At 62.0% G+C, this 17,752-nt stretch carries 19 protein-coding genes; 3 read left to right on the top strand and 16 right to left on the bottom strand.

Annotated elements, in window-relative coordinates:
• Positions 1 to 177: 177 nt before the first annotated feature.
• From ACYHH6_RS18820 to ACYHH6_RS18810, 3 genes are all read right to left on the bottom strand, one after another.
• Positions 178 to 1,167 carry a Coat protein gene (locus ACYHH6_RS18820; RefSeq protein ID WP_352590156.1) on the bottom strand — a complete coding sequence of 330 codons (990 nt, stop codon included), beginning with the start codon at positions 1,165 to 1,167 and terminating at the stop codon, positions 178 to 180.
• A gap of 179 nt (positions 1,168 to 1,346) precedes the next feature.
• A complete protein-coding gene (locus tag ACYHH6_RS18815; protein WP_352590154.1) occupies positions 1,347 to 2,258 on the bottom strand; it encodes a hypothetical protein in 912 nt (303 codons plus the stop codon).
• 198 nt (positions 2,259 to 2,456) lie between these two features.
• The gene (locus ACYHH6_RS18810; RefSeq protein ID WP_352590151.1) at positions 2,457 to 3,029 is read right to left on the bottom strand and encodes a hypothetical protein; all 573 of its coding nucleotides are present in this window, start codon (positions 3,027 to 3,029) and stop codon (positions 2,457 to 2,459) included.
• 345 nt (positions 3,030 to 3,374) lie between these two features.
• Here ACYHH6_RS18810 and ACYHH6_RS18805 point away from each other — a divergent pair, with 345 nt between their 5' ends.
• Positions 3,375 to 3,692: a YMGG-like glycine zipper-containing protein gene (locus ACYHH6_RS18805; protein ID WP_352590148.1), complete on the top strand. Its 318-nt coding sequence runs from the start codon at positions 3,375 to 3,377 to the stop codon at positions 3,690 to 3,692.
• Positions 3,693 to 3,999: 307 nt separating this feature from the next.
• Here the strand turns inward: ACYHH6_RS18805 and ACYHH6_RS18800 are convergent, their stop codons facing one another.
• The 8 genes from ACYHH6_RS18800 to ACYHH6_RS18765 form a co-directional block, all read right to left on the bottom strand.
• A complete protein-coding gene (locus tag ACYHH6_RS18800) occupies positions 4,000 to 4,425 on the bottom strand; it encodes a hypothetical protein (RefSeq protein ID WP_352590145.1) in 426 nt (141 codons plus the stop codon).
• Between the two features lie 127 nt (positions 4,426 to 4,552).
• Positions 4,553 to 4,981, bottom strand: a complete 429-nt coding sequence (locus ACYHH6_RS18795) for a hypothetical protein (RefSeq protein WP_352590142.1) — start codon at positions 4,979 to 4,981, stop codon at positions 4,553 to 4,555.
• A 188-nt stretch (positions 4,982 to 5,169) separates the two neighbouring features.
• Positions 5,170 to 5,598 carry a hypothetical protein gene (locus ACYHH6_RS18790; protein WP_352590140.1) on the bottom strand — a complete coding sequence of 143 codons (429 nt, stop codon included), beginning with the start codon at positions 5,596 to 5,598 and terminating at the stop codon, positions 5,170 to 5,172.
• Complete coding sequence (locus ACYHH6_RS18785; protein WP_352590137.1) at positions 5,598 to 5,798, bottom strand: hypothetical protein; 201 nt, start codon at positions 5,796 to 5,798, stop codon at positions 5,598 to 5,600. Before ACYHH6_RS18785 ends, ACYHH6_RS18790 begins: the two co-directional genes overlap by 1 nt.
• Positions 5,791 to 6,189: an SMI1/KNR4 family protein gene (locus tag ACYHH6_RS18780; RefSeq protein ID WP_352590134.1), complete on the bottom strand. Its 399-nt coding sequence runs from the start codon at positions 6,187 to 6,189 to the stop codon at positions 5,791 to 5,793. Before ACYHH6_RS18780 ends, ACYHH6_RS18785 begins: the two co-directional genes overlap by 8 nt.
• The gene (locus tag ACYHH6_RS18775) at positions 6,186 to 8,426 is read right to left on the bottom strand and encodes a hypothetical protein (protein ID WP_352590131.1); all 2,241 of its coding nucleotides are present in this window, start codon (positions 8,424 to 8,426) and stop codon (positions 6,186 to 6,188) included. Before ACYHH6_RS18775 ends, ACYHH6_RS18780 begins: the two co-directional genes overlap by 4 nt.
• Positions 8,427 to 8,786: 360 nt before the next feature.
• On the bottom strand, positions 8,787 to 9,110 hold the full coding sequence (locus ACYHH6_RS18770) for a Bbp19 family protein (RefSeq protein WP_352590128.1): 324 nt from the start codon (positions 9,108 to 9,110) through the stop codon (positions 8,787 to 8,789).
• Positions 9,107 to 10,876 (bottom strand): portal protein, encoded by a 1,770-nt coding sequence (locus tag ACYHH6_RS18765; RefSeq protein ID WP_352590125.1) that lies wholly within the window; start codon positions 10,874 to 10,876, stop codon positions 9,107 to 9,109. Before ACYHH6_RS18765 ends, ACYHH6_RS18770 begins: the two co-directional genes overlap by 4 nt.
• A gap of 100 nt (positions 10,877 to 10,976) precedes the next feature.
• Between ACYHH6_RS18765 and ACYHH6_RS18760 the strand changes: the two genes are divergently transcribed.
• A complete protein-coding gene (locus ACYHH6_RS18760; RefSeq protein ID WP_352590122.1) occupies positions 10,977 to 12,086 on the top strand; it encodes an acyltransferase family protein in 1,110 nt (369 codons plus the stop codon).
• Positions 12,087 to 12,238: 152 nt separating this feature from the next.
• On the opposite strand, the gene ACYHH6_RS18755 is transcribed toward ACYHH6_RS18760, so the two are convergent.
• On the bottom strand, positions 12,239 to 13,405 hold the full coding sequence (locus ACYHH6_RS18755; RefSeq protein WP_352590398.1) for an acyltransferase family protein: 1,167 nt from the start codon (positions 13,403 to 13,405) through the stop codon (positions 12,239 to 12,241).
• 569 nt (positions 13,406 to 13,974) lie between these two features.
• Positions 13,975 to 14,544 carry a hypothetical protein gene (locus tag ACYHH6_RS18750; RefSeq protein ID WP_352593182.1) on the bottom strand — a complete coding sequence of 190 codons (570 nt, stop codon included), beginning with the start codon at positions 14,542 to 14,544 and terminating at the stop codon, positions 13,975 to 13,977.
• A 410-nt stretch (positions 14,545 to 14,954) separates the two neighbouring features.
• On the opposite strand from ACYHH6_RS18750, the gene ACYHH6_RS18745 reads away from it, so the two are divergent.
• Entirely contained in the window at positions 14,955 to 15,326 is a 372-nt protein-coding gene (locus tag ACYHH6_RS18745) for a nuclear transport factor 2 family protein (protein WP_352593179.1), read from the top strand.
• Positions 15,327 to 15,620: 294 nt separating this feature from the next.
• On the opposite strand, the gene ACYHH6_RS18740 is transcribed toward ACYHH6_RS18745, so the two are convergent.
• The 3 genes from ACYHH6_RS18740 to ACYHH6_RS18730 all read right to left on the bottom strand — a co-directional run bounded on the left by ACYHH6_RS18740 (position 15,621) and on the right by ACYHH6_RS18730 (position 17,691).
• Positions 15,621 to 15,812, bottom strand: a complete 192-nt coding sequence (locus ACYHH6_RS18740; RefSeq protein ID WP_352593176.1) for a hypothetical protein — start codon at positions 15,810 to 15,812, stop codon at positions 15,621 to 15,623.
• A 118-nt stretch (positions 15,813 to 15,930) separates the two neighbouring features.
• Entirely contained in the window at positions 15,931 to 16,689 is a 759-nt protein-coding gene (locus tag ACYHH6_RS18735) for a phage terminase large subunit family protein (protein WP_352593173.1), read from the bottom strand.
• 300 nt (positions 16,690 to 16,989) lie between these two features.
• The gene (locus ACYHH6_RS18730) at positions 16,990 to 17,691 is read right to left on the bottom strand and encodes an alpha/beta hydrolase (protein ID WP_352593170.1); all 702 of its coding nucleotides are present in this window, start codon (positions 17,689 to 17,691) and stop codon (positions 16,990 to 16,992) included.
• Between the last annotated feature and the right edge of the window lie 61 nt (positions 17,692 to 17,752).

The raw sequence follows: 17,752 nt of genomic DNA, 5'->3' as shown, positions 1-17,752 counted from the left end.
GGTGTGGTTGGGTGAAGTGCGTCTTTCTCCCCGTTCACGGGGAGAAATGCCCGGCAGGGCAATGAGGGGCAGCGCTGGCACAGGCAGTTATCGCCAAATTTCAGACGCTAGCGCCGCCCCTCACCTGCCTGCCGGCATCCTCTCCCCGTGAACGGGGAGAGGGGCGCTCTCATGGGCTTACGCCTCGGTGGTCTTCAGCGCGATGAACGTCATGTTCTTGACGCTCGACGCCGTGCGGTCCCAGTTTGCGGCCAGCGCCAGTTCGGCATCGGTGGCGAATTCGCCGGCCGACGACGCGTCGAGGAAGCGGGTGCCGGGCACATGCGGAACGAAATGGCGGCGGCCGACCATTTCGGTGACGCCGCCGCCATGGCCCTGGCGCGGCTTGCGGTCGAACTCCAGCGGCCCGCCCTCGGTGTTGACAGGCAGCTCGTTCCACAGGATCGCCTTGTCCTTGAACATGAAGGCGGTGTAGACGCCGGCCGCGACCGGGATGTCGTCATCGACCACGCAGCGCAGCCCCATGTAATAGGGGATGAGCGGCCCGCCCTGCTCAGACGACGGCACATAATCGATGAGGTCGGCGAGCTTCAGCGCCTTCATCTGCTTGGAGTGCATCCAGATCGTCTTGAACTTGTCGGCGCGATCACCCATCAAGTACGCGGCCTCGATGATGTCGGTGTCGACGATGGAGGCGCCGGTGACGCGCACCAGGTCGCTGCCGTCATTGGCGATGTTGTCGGCCACGACCCCTTTCAGGATGCCGAGCAGGGTCAGCTTGTTGGCGCGCTGCCAGTATTCGGTCTGACGCTTGACGATCAGCTTTTGCGGATCGTCGCCGGCCAGGATCGAGGTCAGGTCCGGAACGCCCCAGGCCTGGGCGCGGACATTGCGGGCGGCGACCTCGCGGCGGGCGCTGATCTTCTTCATCTCGATGGAATCCGCCGGATCGTCATTGACCGGCTCGGAAGGATCGTTGCCGAGATCCTTCCAGCCGGGCATGTCGACGGAGCGGCCGCCCATCGAGAGCTTTGCGGTGATGGCCGGGTCGTTGAACAGGATGCCGGCCTGGAAGATTTCCAGCGACTGGACGTGCTCCTCGAACGAGTACTGGGCATAAACGGACGGAACGATCGCGTCCGCGATACGGGTATAGGCGTCTGCCATTTTTCACTTCCTTTGAGGTTGATGTGGCTGTTGACCTTGGAGGCCGTTTCGAAACTCGCTCCGGAGAGCCAGTTGGTGGGGGTTTCGAGAACCGGAGCGCAGCGGACATTCAGGTCCGTGAGCACCGGAAGCGCAGAAAACGCCGCCAGATGGCCGCCGGAGTAGAGTTTCCAAATCGGCTACAGCGGGTTGTTGGGCATCCAAAGGTCCGGGTTTTCGCCGGCCTCGCGTGCCAGCCGCCGGGCGCGGGCGGGGTCGCTTTTGACAAGGGCTGAAATCGCCGAAATGTTGCGGTCGCCGGCGGCATTGCGCTTGAACGGGTTGCCGCCGCTGCGGCCGGTACCGCCGTCGATCGTGTCTTCCCTGAACATCGCCTCGCCGACGGCGTGGAACGCCTTGGCGATTTGCGGATCGGTCAGTGCCCCGTCAGGCAGAAGGATGCCCTTCGCCTTGTAGGCGTCGACCAGGCCGAGCTTCTTCATCGCCCGGTTGGCGACCTCGAGTTTTTGGCGAAAGCCATCGCTGTCGGTCGGGCCCCAGTCACGCACGAGGTCGTCGTGCGTTGCCTCGACCGAGCGGGCAAGCGCGACTTGCTGGCGCGCGGCCTGCTCGGCCATGTAGCCGACGAAGCGGTCGTGATAGGCCTGCGCCACCTTGGGCGTCGCGCCGGCCTCGACCGCCCAGGCCTTGGAGGCCTGGGCAAGCTCGTCCGAATAGGCGAAGTTTTCAGGCAGACCGTCGGGCCGCCTGTACTCGACCTTGTCGGGCGATGTCAGCGGACGCATGGTCTCGGGCAGCCGGGCATGAAACTTCTGCCAGTCTTCCGGGGATGCGTCCGCGGCGGGAACGCGCAGGCTTTCACCTTGCTGCCGCTCCAGCTCCGCATAGGATGTGAAAACCCGATCGAGGTTTTCGGCCTTGGTCCAGCCCTTGGCTTCAGCGAGCTTGCGGTTGCCTTCGGAAAGACCGTCAAACCAACTTTTGCCGGCCGGCGGGGCGGACCCGTTGTCCCCGCCGGCCGGAGGCGTTGCCAGGTTGCCCGCCGGCTGCGCACGCGCCGCCACGGACCCGGCGTCTGCCAGATCTGTCATGTGATGTCCTTTCTTCTCCTTCTCCCCTTGTGGGAGAAGGTGGATCGGCGCGCAGCGCCGAGACGGTTGAGGGGTGTTGGAAGAAATGAGGCGTGGTGACTTGGACGAAGGTGTGCGCCAAGCTGGAGCACCCCTCATCCGACCTCGCTTCGCGAGGCCACCTTCTCCCACAAGGGGAGAAGCGAAGAACGTCGCCGCCTACGCGTTGTCGCCCCAGTTCTCCCACAGCAGCGTGATCGTGCCGGTGATTGCCAGCGTGCCGTCGGCATCGATATCCGTGCCGGTGGCAAAGGCGAGGTTGAGATAGAGGTCGACCGGCGTCGCCGTGCCATCCAGAGTCACGGCGGCAGCGATATCGGCGGCCGAGGCAGTCGACAGCGCGGCACCGGCGCCATCCAGCGTGCGCGCCGTCGAGGCCAGCACATTGACCATGGTCCCGGCCAGCGTGGCGCTCGACGCCGCTGCCGAGCCCAGCGACCAGGTCAGCGCCGCATTGTCATTGATGGTCGACGCGCGCGGGGTCGGCACCGCGAACTGCAGCCGTGCCGTGCCGCCCTTGATGCGCACCTTGCCGTCGGCAAAGTCGAACAGTTTCTGGCTGGCATAGGCCAGCGCATCGGCGACCGGCACCTGCATGCCGGCAAGGGTGAAGACGGTGCGGTACGCTCCGCCCTGCCCCGTGGTGACGGCCTTGAGGCCGAATTTGGGTGGGGCAAGTCCGGCTTCGCGCGCCGCGGCACGCGACAGCGTCCGGGGAAGACCTCGGGTCATTGATATCTCCATTCTTAGTGGGGTGAGAAGTGGTGCGCACAGCGCACGCAAAGCCAATTGCTTGGCTTTGCGAACGACGAACGCCCGAAGCGGCAGCGAAGGGCCGGATCAGTCTACCGCTGGTATCCAGCAGTCAGGCGGCACAGCGGCCTCGAAATTCGATTCAAGCCGAGGCGCTATCGTTTTGTTCGCGCAAGCCGTTTCCGCTTTGGCGACCCTCATATTCAAGGCCTGAGAAACCATGTCGCATTTCGTGAGCGCGCGTGCCGCCGTTTGGCCGCAATGCGCCAGCAACTGGCAACCATTCGCTCCAATCCGCGTTTGGGGCTTCAAAGGAGTTCCAAGATGATGATCAGACAAGCCCTAGCCGCCGTGCTCATGACTGCCGCTCTGGCAGGCTGCGCGACCCAGACCGAACAGCAGCAGCGGGCAACCACCGGCGCACTCATCGGCGGCGGCGCCGGCGCGCTTGCCGGCCAGGCGCTGGGCGGCAACACCAAGAGCACGGTGATCGGCGCCGCCGGCGGCGCCCTGCTTGGCGCCGTCATTGGCCAGGCCACCACGCCGCAGCGCCGCGGCGAACAGCTCTGCCGCTACCAGGACCGCTACGGCCGGATTTACACCGCGCCCTGCGACGACCGGTATTACAACGGCGATTATTGAGGGCTGGCTCGGCTCTGAATCTTCCCTTCTCCCCGTTCACGGGGAGAAGGTGCCCGAAGGGTGGATGAGGGGCAGCGCCAGGCTCTGAAAAGCTGGCGCTGCCGAACGCTCAACCCGCAAAATTGTTGTCCGCGAACATCTCGGCAAATTGCTGGGGTTTAAGCGTTACATTGTGGTCGCGGGCGATCTTTTGGTTCTTTGCCCACATATCCCGGATTGCCTCCGGCATCTTGTCAGGCATGTGGATAGATTGGGCTGTTGCGTCATGCCATTGTCCATCGCCGCGACAATAAAAGGCGCGATCCCGTTACTGTTCGTAAGGTTCGACCACTGCAAACGGTATTCCCAACGATTCCAACAAATCAAGAATGCGTTTCGAGATGACGAGGCGATAGTTTGCTGCGATCCCGAAGTCGTCGCGGCCGACCTTCCCATTCACTTTCAACCAGACGAAAGGTGGAAGTTCCTGCCCAGGTTGATATTCATGAAACTCTTCGGATGTCGTCACTTCGACTTCAGCGAACGTCGCACCTGAAAAGCCTATCTGCTGCAATGCGCGCTGGGTTTCTTCGGTGACGAGGTAACACGGGAACGTCGTAACGAGCACATCACCTGTCCACCCCTCAACCACGTAGTGGAGCTTGGTCACAATCGGAGGATGGACACTCGGGTCCAAAACGGTGTGTTTGCCAAGCCCACCGGCCACATCGGGTCTGATATAGAAATACTGCATTATCCGCCTATTGGACGGTTGAACGAATTACGGTGACAGTGCACTATTTCTGTTCGGTCGACCCAAAACAATGGCGGACTTCAAGAAGTCGCATCAGAGAATGAGTGCACTGCCACCGCAACTCCGATTATTCGCCGTCGTAAGCCTCGACCACCGCAAACGGAATGCCTAATGATTCCAACAAATCGAGAATGCGCTTCGAGATGACGAGGCGGAAGGGTATTGCGATCCCGAAATCGTCGCGGCCAGCCTTCCCATTTACTTTCAGCCAGACGAAAGGTGGTAGCTCCAACCCGGGTTGATCCTCTTGACACTCCTCCGAGGTAGTCACCTCGGCATCGGCGAACGTCGCACCTGAAAAGCCCATCTTCTGCAGTACGCGCTGGGTTTCTTCAGTGACGAGGAAACAGGGGAATGTCGCAGCGATCACATCACCAAACCAGCCCTCTACCTCGTAGTGAAGGTTGGTGACGAACGGCGGATGGACGCTCCGGTCGAGAACTGTGTTTTCGCCAAGCCCACCAGCCACGTTCGGTCGTATCTTAAAATATTGCATCACTCACCTATTGGAGGATTACGGTGACAGCGCACTATTTTGTGTCAGGCTGAGAAGCCACTTCAGTCACATGGACCGGCACGACAGTGCACTGTCACCACAGTTCTATTCAAAGTCGTCGCTAATGCATCCGAAACTAGCGCCGAAAGCGTCGCTGCTTTCAGTGCGCGAATTAGGCGAGATCGCCCCTACCGTCCATCGTAGGGCTCAACCGTCGCGGACGGGATACCAAAGGCGTCGAGTATATCCAGTATACGCTGCGATACGACAAGACGCAGATCGCCCGCAATGCCGAAATCATCATGACCTGCCTTTCCATTCACTTTCAGCCACACGAACTGCCGGAGCTCCACGTGCGGTTGCAACTCAAGAAAATCATCAGACTTCTTGATTTCGACGTCAGCGAAGCTTGCACCCGAGAAGCCGATATTCTGCAAAGCCTGCTTAACTTCAGCAACAACGAGAAAGCACGGGAATGCTGTTACCATAACATCACCGAACCATCCTTCCATCTGATAGATAAGTTTGCTCACAACAGGCGGGTGAACGCTTGTGTCCATGACAGTGCCGCGGCCTATTCCGCCTGCAACATCGGGCTTGATGTAAAAATATTCCATCAATCAGCCAATGGCCGATCCAGCGCCGCCCTACGCTGAATCTCGATAACTCGATTCCAGTAACGCACCAATTCAAAATGCTCTTGCCTGGTCAACCAAATCTTATTCTCCAGACTGACTGGATCACCACCAACGATCACGGGTGTAATCTCAAACAGTTCCATGCCCTTGGGACGCGAACTTCCATTTTGATCACTCATTTTCATCCCCCAACCTAGAGAATAGATCGGCAAGGTCACGCGCTATTATCTCAGCGGATTGCCGATTCATACCTATGAATGGGATGCGTACGATTGGCTTGGCTGGATCTTCAGTGTCAAAGCCATAGCCTTCACCTCCTCCGTTCGATGCGAACAGGAGGATGCCTGGTGCATATTTTTCGACTTCATATTCTCGATTGAAGTCGGCCAATTCTTCAGCTTTAAAGAAGATAATGTAGTTGTCGTGGACAAAACCTTCGCCCCCATTATGCTCTTTGAGAAAGGCGGCATAATCCTTGGGCAGCTCGACTCCCAAGCGTGCAGACAGCCCATCGACGACCTCGGATTCGGCCGGCCCGTCAAACTGTCCCTCGGTTAAGATATATCTCACTGATATCCTCCCAAGTCTTTAAGCAACTGATTCCACCATGGCGTAACTTGTTGCCGATGGACATCGCGAGGCAGGACGATCTTGTTGGCTGGGTCAATCGGACTACCGCCAAACTTCACTGGATTGATTTCATGCACATCCACGGACTGGCCAACAAGCCCTTGCTTTCGGCGAATGATGCGGTTGGCCTTGTCGGCAGCGATTCTAGCAGCACTGTGTTCTGGCCTCGGAATTAGCGTCGGATAGCCTGTCCAATCTGAGATCGAGAAGCTGCCTGAGGGGAGATCGGCGAGCTCGCCGGGCCGCTTGGCGACGAGGCCTTCGGCACGCTCCGCTGCGATGGCACTCATCGACTCAACTGCTCGCGGTATGCCTTTCTCGGCGGCGCGACCAAATCCTGGCACCGGTATCGCCCAGCCGAATGCGTCCCCTCCCTGACGCATCATCACCTTCTCGGTAGGGTTTGCAGGCTCGTAGTAGAAACCCGAGAAATCGGGAGGGCTTAGTGTCGCCTGGGTATTGCCGTCGGCAGCCAAAGTACCGACTTTGGCCGCGAATTCGGCCGCGCCGATCCCGGCATTGGCTATCTTCTTGCCAAGGGCGTTGACGTCCGCCCGAAACACCTCGGCCGCAGAAAGGCCTGGCTTGCCGCCGGGGAGTATCCCGCCCAGGCCGGCATCATCCAATTCCCGGACCAGAGCTGCCCGCGAGACTGGATCTTTCGTGCGCGCGAACAACTCGCTTGCCTTGGCGTAGTTGTCCATGAAGTACGCGCTTCCGCTGTCGCGCTGTTCGGCAAGCTTGAGCAGGTTGGAAAACGGTATGGGCCGAAGATTTTCATCTTCGATGCCCAGTGCTTTTTGTTGGGCGACGGACAAGGCTATCGTCTGATCGTAAATGTCAGGATCGTAGCTCCGCGGATTCGAAGGCCCATTGCCAAACACGGCTTCCCAGCCTTCGGAGATCTTTGGAGACAATCCGCTGACGTAGTCACCGGCAAAGACCCGTCGCTTCTCCAGAACCAGATTTGCCGCGACCGTGGTTGTCTCATGGTTCGCCTGATCCGCTGGTGAAGCGTTCGGTCCCGGCTCGGCATTGACAATGGCGGCGTTGATCGCATGGTTCGACATGGTCCCCATGTCGAAAATCTTCTTCCCGACATCGGCCCGCCATTCGAAAACCTGCCGGCGCCTGTCGCCCTCATCGAGGCCGTAGATGATCCTGTAGGCATCCTTGCTGGGCATGCTGCCGGGGAAGGCGCCGGTGCGTGCGATCTCGTCCGGCGCTTCCGCCTCGGCGCGACCGATCGCGACGCGCGTCTGGATGTCCTGCGCGAACTTGGCCAGCTTCGCCTTTAAGGCCAGCGCATCCTGTTCCTGCTGCGGAAGATCGTCCCTGAATGTCCGCGCGATGCGTTCGTCCGGAGTCTCGGCGCCGACGCGGCCTTCTTTCCCCGGCACCATCTTTGGGCCGTCCGCATAGGAATTGCCCTCAGCTTGCGCGCTGTCGCCCGTAGCCCCGCCGCCCGCGGCCGACGTGCCGAATATTTCCAGCGCGCGCTTCGGATCCCTGGTGATCAGCGCCTCGAACCGCGCCTTGGCGGCGGTGCTGTACCAGTCCTTGGCCATTTGCTTCCTGATGCCGGGATCGACCCCCATCTTGTCGATCAGGTCGAGCCCTTGCTGGCGGGCCGCTTCGAAGGTGACGAGGTCGTCGGGGTCGGCTTTGCCTATCGCGATGGCGTTGGTCGTCAGCGTCGTGTCTACGGCAGCCTTCTCGTAGTCCTTGCGGCGCTGCAACTGTCGCCCCGCCATGCGCATGGCGCCCACCTCGCGCATCGTTGGCTTCTCTCTGATGAAAGAGGCGCGCTGACTGGCGGGCATGCTCGGCAGGAAGGCATCGAACAGCTGGTCGAACAGGCCCGTTTTCACCACCATGCCATTGAAGGGGTCGACCTGGCCGTACATCTTGTCATGCAGGCCGCTGCCATCGGCGGGCGCGTTGGCCGTCGCCTCATCTTCCGCCTGCGCTATCTGCGCATTGAAGCTGCGACGCGCGATTTCGACGTCGAACGCGTCCTGCTGGTCCTTCATCTTCTGGTAGTGCTCGGCGAGAGCGGAAAGCTCGTCACCGAGCCCCTGCATGGCGCCGCCGATCGGCGAGCCCTGCGGGTATTGCACGGCGCTCCCGGTATCGAGCCGGCGCTGCGCAACGGAGAGTGGGATGATGTGTACCATTGTCTGTTCCCTGCGCACCCGGCTTTGAACAAAAGCGCGCACGGCAGCGGTCACGGCACGGCCATGGCGCACGCACGTTGGCTGTCGCGTTTGCGGGTTTTGTCGGATTGGCGGCTTGGAGAGGCCGTGGAGTCAGATGCTGCGGGTGGGCGGGACCTAGCCGCTGTCGGGACCGCTACGACCGCATCTGGATCGAAGGCGCGACGGCCGGAGCGCTAGCCCTTCTCCCCGTTCACGGGGAGAAGGTGCCCGAAGGGCGGATGAGGGGCAGCGCAGACGTCTGAGGAGCCGGCGCCGCCCCTCACCTGCCTGCCGGCATCCTCTCCCCGTAAACGGGGCGAGGAAGAAAGCTTCAGCGCCTCACCCCTCCTCCGCCCTCGCCGCCTTCTCCAGCTCGGCCAGCTGCGCAGCGTCCAGCGTCAGGAACCCCATAATGTGCTGCACCACCTCGGCTCGCGCATTGCTCAAGGCACTGTGCAGCTCGAAGCCGTTGGGCGTCCTGGTCCTGGCCATCCACTCGCCATAGGATGGGCGGCGGTAGTAGCCGACGGTTGCCGCGAGATCGGCCAGCACCATTTCGCCGTCCTCGCCGGAGAAGACCCTGAGATAGGCCTTGGTCAGCGCGTCGCGCGCCTTGGCGGGGCCGCCGGCTTGTCCCGACCGGGCGAAGCGTTTGGCGCTCATGCGCCCCGCTCCGGCGCGGCCGATCCGGCCGTCGCCTCTCCGCCGCCGCCTGCCTGCTGCATCAACGCGTCGAGCAACCCGCTGTCGCGCGCCTGGACGGCCGCCGGCACCGCATCCTTGGCGACCTTGCCGGCGGTGGCGATCGCCGCCATGCCGTCCTGCGCCTGCTGGGCTTGCGCCCTGGCTCCGCGCATCCCCTCCACCTCCTCCTTGCGGCGAAAGATGCGCTGCGGGCTGCGGCCGGCGCTCTGCACGATCTTCAGCGCCTCGTCGCCGTCGATATTGTCCATGATGCCGGGATCGAACTGCGCCATCTGCATGGCCGTCGTCACCACCTGGATGGTGTCGCGCGCTTCAGCCGAACGCCTGAGCACATCGAGCGGGCCGGTAAAGGTCGGGCGCACCGCCTTGCCAGCGAGGCTGTCCGGCGGCGCGAAGCGGCTGTCCTCGTCATAGAGGCCCTTGTCCTCGAGAATGCCGAGTTCGCGGTCGAGGTTCGAGGCAAACCCAGCCTGGATGATCGAACCCGATGGGCCGAGCAGCGCGCCCTTTTCCTCCTGCCGGATCAGCGCTTCGGTCGCCGTCATCTGCGGGTTCTGCACCAGCGTCTGGAACAGATTGACGAACATCATGTCGCGGATTTCTTCCGCCCGGGTTGCCGCATAGTTGAAGGCGTAGGTCGGGTTCTGTCCGGTCGCGATCGGCTGGATCAGCGGCCTTCCATTGTCGTCGATGAGGCCGGGATAATTCTCGCCGGGGTTGAGCACCGGCACATAGTCGAGCCTGGCTTTCGAGGCCGTGGCCGGATCGGTGATCTGCTGCAGCGCGCGCAAGCCGGAGCGGCGCACGGCGTTTTCCTCGCGCACCGTGGTCAGTGCCTCGATGGTCGGCGAAATGCCGTAGGGATCGCCCTCGTAGCGGCGCCAGTTGAAGGTCGACACCGGGAAGGAGCGGAAGCCGCTTTCCCTGACGATCTCTTCCTCGTCCTCGATGACGTGATAGGAGGCGAAAGCGGTGTCGAGATACTGGTAGTCGCCCGACAGCCGGTACATCTTGCGCTCGTCGCGCGGCTGGATGCACTGGATCAGCGAGATTTTCGTCTCGCATTTGGCGGGATCGTCGACCAGCATTTTGATCCGCGCCGGCAGTTTGTCGTAGCCGAGCAGCTGCGCCGCCTGCCGTGCCGTGCGCTCGTAGCGGCGGTGGAAAATATCGACCTGGCCCCAGCGGTTGCGGGCGAGATAACCCTCGACCACGGGGATCGAGGCATAGCGGATCAGTGTGCCGCCAAAGCCTTCCTCGGCATAGAGATAGGCCGGGCCATAGCGCACGACATTGCGCAGGCAGGCCTGCGTCGCCGGCACGAAGTTGGAGTTGGCGGAATAGCGCAACGCAAACAGGAAATCGCGCAGGTTTTCCGCCCACTCCTTCTCCTCGTCGGTCTCCTCGTCGTTCATTTCGGCAGTGGTCAGCCCGTGCCATTTTTCCGACTGCGGGATGATCAGGCTTTCGAGCCCCGCGGCCAGCCGGTTGGCGGCCGAGTTGATGGTGTTGGCATAGACACGCGCGCCACGCCGCTCCTGCCGCTCGGCCTGCGAGTCCGGACCGCCGGTTCGCCGGCCGCTCCAGACATCGGGCGCGTCGGGATCGCAGAATTCCGCGACCTGCTCCCACACCGCCTCATACTGGCCGCGCTCGGTTTCGAGCTCGGACTGGCGGGACAGGATATCGCGGGCGCGGCTGGTCGAGCCTTCTGCATTGGCCATGTGAGGCTCCTGGGTATGAGTTGAGTGTGCGCCGCAAAACTTTCTTGTGCATCGCAGCAATCAGTGTGTAGATAGGCAAGGTAAAACTGACGGAAACGGGATGACCGAGACGCGGGATTCAAGGACGGCCCACTTCGACGCGCTGCATGGACTTAGGGGCATTGCTGCTGTCTTGGTGATGCTCGGCCACTTCAGCGAATACACGGGCCGGCGATATGATCTGGCGCCTTCAGGGTTCCTCGCCGTGGACCTGTTTTTTCTGCTGAGCGGCTTCGTGATCGCCCACGCCTACGACGACAAGTTCCGAAAAGGCATGTCATTCTGGGGCTTCGCGGAGACCCGTCTTCTCAGGCTCTACCCGCTCTACTTCGCCGCCCTCGGCCTGGCCATGATCGGCGTCGGTGCAATCATCGCGACACAAGGGATCGGTGCGTATTCGCGGCTGGATTTGTTTGTAACCCTCGGGTTTTCCGTTCTTTTCCTGCCCACGCCGCCGGCGCTCTCGACGGCTCCCGACCTGCTTTTCCCGCTTGATGGTCCGGCATGGTCGCTGTTTTATGAACTCGTCGCCAATGCCTTTTTTGCCGCGTTGGCGACAAGGCTGGTTGCGCGTTCGCTGGCTGTCATTGTCGGCGTCGGCTTGCTGGCCCTGGTGCTGATGGCCTGGCATGGTGTCGTGCTTGGCGGCGGCGCCTACTGGGACAACACGATCGCGGCTCCCGCCCGGATCACCTTCTCGTTCTTTCTCGGGGTCTTTCTCAACCGGTATGCGACCGGGGACAGCCGGGACGGCAATCTCTATATGCTGGTCCTGCTGGCGCTATGCGGAGCGCTGATGTGCTTCGATCCGGCCGAACATGTCCAGTTGTACAGTCTGGTGGTTATCGTCCTGATCTGGCCCTGGCTCGTTCTCGTGGCGTCGCGCTTGCGGCTTTCCGGTTTCTGGCGCTGGATTGCGCTCTTCTCCGGCAACATCTCCTACGCCATCTATGTCCTTCACACGCCGCTCATCCGCCTTTCGAACGCCGCGGTCGAAGCTGTGACCGATATTTCATGGAACGAGCACGGCCTGCCGTTCATCCTGGTGACATCCACCCTGATCATCACGGTCTCGGCATTCGCGCATTATGTCTACGACAAGAATATCCGCGCCCTGCTGCGGTATTGGCTCTCACTTCGCCGCGCACGCGAGGGCGTGACCCAGTTCTAGAGCATGATGCCGAAAAGTGTGAAGCGGTTTTCGGACAACATCATGCTCTATCTCTTTGATTTAGAGCCGGATTCAGATTTCAGGTCGACTCGACCTGAAATCATCCGGCTCTAGGGTGGATTCAGTTCGAGGAGACCGGCTGGCTTCGCGCCCTACTCCGCCGGTGTCCTCTCCAGCGCCGCCGCGCCGCCCTTGCGGCCAAAGCGCTGGACGACGAAGCGACCAGCCTTCTGGCCGGGGACCTCGATCAGGTTGTAGGTGATCCAGGACAGCAACGTCACCGTCGGCAGCACCACAGCAACGACGATCGCGAAGCGCAACGGCGCCGCCAGCTCGTTTCCGTATTGGCTGATGACAAACGCCGCGACGGGCTGCAGCACCAGCAGATGGATCAGGTAGATGCTGAAGGAAAGCTCTCCCATGAGATGGAAGAACCGGTTGCTGAGCGTCACGGCGATAGCCCTCGCCAGCGTTCCCGCCCTTCCCGGCAGCATGCGGTAGAGAACCAGCGCAAAGAAGCCCGCCACCAGTGCTTCACGCACCAGAAGCTTGCCCAGCCCGTAGTCGCCGCCAAAGGGCAGCGCCGCCAACAGCAGCGCCAGCGCCAGGTACAGGATCGGCCGTGGCTGGGTCTGATGCACGATACCGGCAAGCAGCATCCCGCACAGAAATATCTGCATCTTCAGCGGCAGAAAGGACGGCATCGGAAAATGGATGGACAGCAGCCGCATCGCAAACACAATGGCGCAGCCGACGGCCGCGACCAGGATGGCGCTCCTGATCCAGTCCAGCCTGCGCACCAGCAACATGACGGCCGGGAACACGGCGTAAAACTGCATTTCCAGCCCCAGGCTCCAGTCAGGCAGCGGCGTGCGGTAGGCGAGGTTCGGCACCAGTCCGAACAGGAAGGTGAGATGGGCAACGATGTTTTTCAGGCCGCCGTCAAGGTAGCGTTCGGGCGCCTGGTGCGATCGCGACAGGAAATCGTCGATGATGATCCGGCAATCGTAGAGATAGGGGCCAAGCGCCAAAGCCGCGAAAAGCATGACGTAGAACAGTGGCGCGATCCGGAAATAGCGGCGCGTCCAGAATTTCAACCAGGTTTGCGGTCTTTGCCAGGGTTCCTTGTCCTGGCGCAGCTGATAGTGGAACACCATCAGGAAACCGGACAGCATGATGAACAGGTCGACGCCGAGATCCGGCTCGCCGACGATCGGAATTTGCCAGCCGGTCAAAAGCAGGCAGTGCCCGACAAGCACCCAGATCGCCGCAAGCGCGCGGAGCCCGTCCAGGCATTCGATGCGCGACGACCTGATGATGCTGGGCCGAGAGATAGCAGGAGCGCCGGCGATACGGCTGCGACGCGGAGCGGTGCGCGGGAGGGGTGCTGCCACGATAAATCCTCGTGCAAGGTCGAGAACCCGCCCACGGAGAGTTTCGGTCTACCGGCCGCATATCGCAATGCAACAAATCTAACGCAGTGCAACACGAACGGAGGTTTGAGGGGCGAAGGCGCCAGCGCCGAAGTGCCAATCTCCCCCCTCGGCGCCTTACCCTCCCCCTTGTGGGGAGGGTCGGCGAGTTCGCTTTGCAAAGCAAAGCGAGGGAGACGGGGTGAGGGTGCGGCGCAGACCCCGCTGATTGAACCGCACGTGCCGTGCGGTTCAATCAGCGACCCTCCCCACAAGGGGGAGGGTAAGAGGCGTCACCGCCTTCTCAGCAACCTCGCATGCCGTCGCCAATACCACCACGCCAGCACGCGCCTTCGGAAACTGCGTTTCATCGCAGTCATGGTCATACCCCCAAAAGCACGCGGCGCTGGCCGGTGAGGTCGCCGGGCGCGAGGTCGGTTTTGACCGTTGCCGCCGTGCCCTGGCGCTGTTCGAGTTCAGCCCGCAAGGCTGCCTCTCGCGCCTGCACGTCCTTGTCGGCGATGGTCGGCGTCGGTGGCAGTGGCTTCAGCGCCGGCGGCTTTTGAAAGAGACACATGGTTCCAGCCTTCCCTTGTCCAGTCGTAGAGGAAAAAGTCTTGGCCGTTGCGGCCGTAGGCCGGCAGCAGGCAGCGTTGCGTGGCGCCGAGCCGGCCGAGCCAGCGCAGCGCGAGATGATTGTCGGCCAACGCCCGCGCCTCGACCCGCCAGGCGCCCCGCGCCGCCACCTCCGGCCCGAGCACGGCATGAAAATGTGCGGTGATGCCAGGCACGCAGCGCTTCATGCGGCGCGTGCCCCAGCTCCAGGCGATCCACAGCCCGCTGCGTTGCTCGGCGGCGCCGAAGCCCGCCTCCGGATTGCCGTCGAGTTCGGCGACAAAGGCAAAGCCCTGCAGCGCGGTGAGCGCCAGCAGCGCCGGCGACCAGTGGTCAAGCTGGCAGTTGATCTCGGCCCGGTCCTGCGGGCGCAGATTGGCGGCGATGTAGGAGAGATCGCGCAGCGTGGCGGGGATGATGCGGAGGGTCATGAGCAGGCCATGGGTACACTTCCCGTTTCGGGCGTATCGAAGGCAGGGCATTCGCTTCAGTTTGAATGGCCCGTCACCTTGGGCGTTTGCGCTGCCCCTCACCTGCCTGCCGGCATCCTCTCCCCGTATAGTGACGGGGAGAGGGACACTCTCATCGCCGGTTTCGCCAATCACCAGCGTTGCAAGAAGGACGCCGACGTTGCGGCCAGCCCCTTCTCCCCGTCACTATACGGGGAGAAGTGCCCGGCAGGGCGATGAGGGGCGGTGCCAACTTCGACGATTGGCTCGTCACAAGTGCAACCCGTCATTGTCCGAAGCGATTGCCCTCAAAGGCCTGCGCACTTGACCGGCCCCGTTGCCAGTGACCTACTTCGGACCCGCACGCTATCGGTTATCCAGGAGACGGGCGAATGGACATTCGATCGACACTGACGGAGCTATGCGACGCCTTCAACGCGCACGACCTCGATCGCATCATGGCGTTCTTTGTCGACGAATGCGTCCTGGAGATGCCGAGGGGAAGCAACCCCTGGGGCTCGCGCTTCGAGGGCAAGCGGAACGTGCGCGACGCGCTGGCGACACGCTTCGAAGGCCTGCCCGATGTCCACTATGGCGACGGCGAGCATTTCGTCGATGCGGCTGCCGATACCGGCATGTCGAAATGGATCCTCACCGGCACCACCCGCGAGGGCGTGAAAAAGGTGGTCCGAGGTTGCGACTTCTACACGTTCCGCGACGGCAAGGTGATCCGCAAGGATTCTTACTGGAAGATCGTGGAGTAGAAGCTGGCTCCGTAGCGCCAATTCGCGAGATCCGGCAAGACTGGCAGCCATGTTCTGGGATCGCGCAGGGTGGCGGGATGATGCGGGGGCATGCGCATCCTTCGTCATCCCAGGGCGGAGCAAGGAGCGAAGCGACGCGGCGCAGACCCTGGGATCCATTCCGTGACATCAGAGCGCCGCAGCGGTCCAGAATTCCGATGCGCCGCGTTCCTCGGCGACCGTTACGGCATGGATCCTCGGGTCAAGCCCGAGGATAACGAAACGCGAGGGGTCGCGCGACCCCGAGTGATATGGTCAGTCCCGGCTCGGCTTCGCCGTCAGACGGTTGTCCATGTCGGTCAGCTTGGCCAATATTCCTTCCTGCGCTCGCACCATCGCCTGCAGAACGCGGATGATTTTGAATGTGAGCCAAATTTGGATTGCGAGATAAAGCAGGTATGGCAACCAGGAAATGAAGTAACCGAACAGTGAATTTCCCGATTCCATAATACCCCCGAATTATTGATGCCGTGATGTCCTCTATTGCCGCCGGGCACGCATAAAGGCAAGCCTCGAGCTTGCAATATTGATGAACTGGTTCGTCGCCGGCGATGCACCCATTCGCCTACCGAAACGCCCCCAGCGGATCGCTCTGCCCCGCCGAACGTTTGCGTCCAGCCTTGAACTCCGCCGGATCGACCACCGCTTCCCGCAGCATCATCACGCCGTAGCGCGTTGCGGCCATCAGGTCGTCGCGCAGTTTGACCACCTGGCCATCCTTGCGGTGGTAGAGGCGGAATTCCTCAAACCAGGACAGCAGCGTCGAAAACACCTTGAAGCGGCCGGATTGCATGCGGTCGAGCATCTCCATCAGCCCGGCCTCGACCGAGACCGAGCCGTCGGCGAAGCGGGCGTGACCGGTGAGCATGTTCAGCCCGTGTGCGGCATATTGTTTGGCGAGCGCCGTGCCCGCCCCTTCCAGCGTCTCGCGGCGGCCGTCGCGCGGCCAGGCCCAGGGCAGCCATTCGCCCCACGGCTTCAGCGCCAGCACCTGCATCGCCGGCGTCTGCTGCGAGGCCCGCGCCGCCTTGGTGACATACACGACATCGGCCTCCGTATCCCAGGCGAGCTCAACGGCGGCCGACGGATGGTCCCAGCCGAAATCGAGCGCGCCGATCCGCGGCCAGTAGCGCGGCAGCCGGAACGGCTCGCAGGCGATCAGCTCCTCGGCAAGCGGAAAGATGCGGCCGGAGCCGAGCACTGGAATGCCGCGCGCACGCGCCTCACGCTCATGCTCGGGATAGGCGGCAATGATCGCGGCGCGCTCGTCCGGCGAATAGTGTTCGGCATCGTCGATGGTCATGAAGGTGACGTGTCGGGACATGGGGCCTGCCGGATTGATTCAGGGTGTGGTCGTATGATGTTGTTTTGAACCGGCTTTACGGCTCGCAAACCAGCGTCGGCACCGCCCCTCATCTGGCTGCCGCCATCTTCTCCCCGTGAACGGGGAGAAGGGCGCTCTCGCCGATTGTTTAGCCAATCGCCAACGTTAAAGAGATGGCGCGGCGGCGGGCTCAGCCTCTTTCGCCCCGTTTACGGGGAGAAATGCCCGGCAGGGCAATGAGGGGCGGCGCTTACGGAAAAATGGCGGGCGCATCACGTGGCGGGTCATCAGCGGCTGCTCTCAACCGTTTTGAACAGCACCCACAGCTTTCCGGATTACGTCGATGACGACGGCAGGCTGAGAGAGCATCGGTACATGGCTGCTTGCCACCTCGGTGACGGTCGCTCCCATGCGCTTCGAAACCCAGCGCTGGAGATCGGGATGCACGGTGTGGTCGTTCGTCGCCAGCACATACCAGCTCGGCTTCGACTTCCACGCAATGCGATCGGCGCTCAGCTTCTGCTGGTGGAACAGATCGAAGACGGGTGCATAATGCGTAGCCCAGACGAGCTTCTGCTCTTCCGCGGAGAGGTCACCGGCAAAGAACTCCGTTCCGCTCGGAAGCATCCAGGCACGGCCATCCGCGACCTCGACGCGAGAGAAGATGTCCGACGGATACTTGTCGAGCTGGTCTTGCACAGTCTCGCCGACATCCGGGGCGACGGCGGCGACGTAAACCAGGCCGATCACACGCTCATCGACGCCCGCAGCTGTGATGGTGGCGCCCCCGTAGGAATGGCCGACGAGGATGCCCGGACCGCCGACGCGGTTGAGCGTGCGTTTGACCGTCGCCACATCCTCTTCGAATGAATCCAGACCATATTGGACAGCAATCACTTCATGTCCGTCCGCCTGTAATGCCGGGATCACCTTGCTGAAGCACGAACCATCGGCCCAGACGCCGTGGCAGAACACGATGGTTGGCTTGGGTGCTGTAGTCATATTTCTTTCTCCTTCGTTGACTTCAGCGCGAAGGTAGATGGACCTTTTATCGGTGACAAAG

Source organism: Mesorhizobium sp. P171375 (assembly GCF_057786075.1).
This window is presented reverse-complemented; position numbering and strand designations above follow the sequence as displayed.

Bases quoted from the DNA above. Each gene is read 5' to 3' on its own strand.
- ACYHH6_RS18820 (WP_352590156.1), bottom strand. From the start codon at position 1,167: ATGGCAGACGCCTATACCCGTATCGCGGACGCGATCGTTCCGTCCGTT.
- ACYHH6_RS18815 (WP_352590154.1), bottom strand. From the start codon at position 2,258: ATGACAGATCTGGCAGACGCCGGGTCCGTGGCGGCGCGTGCGCAGCCG.
- ACYHH6_RS18810 (WP_352590151.1), bottom strand. From the start codon at position 3,029: ATGACCCGAGGTCTTCCCCGGACGCTGTCGCGTGCCGCGGCGCGCGAA.
- ACYHH6_RS18805 (WP_352590148.1), top strand. From the start codon at position 3,375: ATGATGATCAGACAAGCCCTAGCCGCCGTGCTCATGACTGCCGCTCTG.
- ACYHH6_RS18800 (WP_352590145.1), bottom strand. From the start codon at position 4,425: ATGCAGTATTTCTATATCAGACCCGATGTGGCCGGTGGGCTTGGCAAA.
- ACYHH6_RS18795 (WP_352590142.1), bottom strand. From the start codon at position 4,981: ATGCAATATTTTAAGATACGACCGAACGTGGCTGGTGGGCTTGGCGAA.
- ACYHH6_RS18790 (WP_352590140.1), bottom strand. From the start codon at position 5,598: ATGGAATATTTTTACATCAAGCCCGATGTTGCAGGCGGAATAGGCCGC.
- ACYHH6_RS18785 (WP_352590137.1), bottom strand. From the start codon at position 5,798: ATGAGTGATCAAAATGGAAGTTCGCGTCCCAAGGGCATGGAACTGTTT.
- ACYHH6_RS18775 (WP_352590131.1), bottom strand. From the start codon at position 8,426: ATGGTACACATCATCCCACTCTCCGTTGCGCAGCGCCGGCTCGATACC.
- ACYHH6_RS18770 (WP_352590128.1), bottom strand. From the start codon at position 9,110: ATGAGCGCCAAACGCTTCGCCCGGTCGGGACAAGCCGGCGGCCCCGCC.
- ACYHH6_RS18765 (WP_352590125.1), bottom strand. From the start codon at position 10,876: ATGGCCAATGCAGAAGGCTCGACCAGCCGCGCCCGCGATATCCTGTCC.
- ACYHH6_RS18760 (WP_352590122.1), top strand. From the start codon at position 10,977: ATGACCGAGACGCGGGATTCAAGGACGGCCCACTTCGACGCGCTGCAT.
- ACYHH6_RS18750 (WP_352593182.1), bottom strand. From the start codon at position 14,544: ATGACCCTCCGCATCATCCCCGCCACGCTGCGCGATCTCTCCTACATC.
- ACYHH6_RS18745 (WP_352593179.1), top strand. From the start codon at position 14,955: ATGGACATTCGATCGACACTGACGGAGCTATGCGACGCCTTCAACGCG.
- ACYHH6_RS18740 (WP_352593176.1), bottom strand. From the start codon at position 15,812: ATGGAATCGGGAAATTCACTGTTCGGTTACTTCATTTCCTGGTTGCCA.
- ACYHH6_RS18735 (WP_352593173.1), bottom strand. From the start codon at position 16,689: ATGTCCCGACACGTCACCTTCATGACCATCGACGATGCCGAACACTAT.
- ACYHH6_RS18730 (WP_352593170.1), bottom strand. From the start codon at position 17,691: ATGACTACAGCACCCAAGCCAACCATCGTGTTCTGCCACGGCGTCTGG.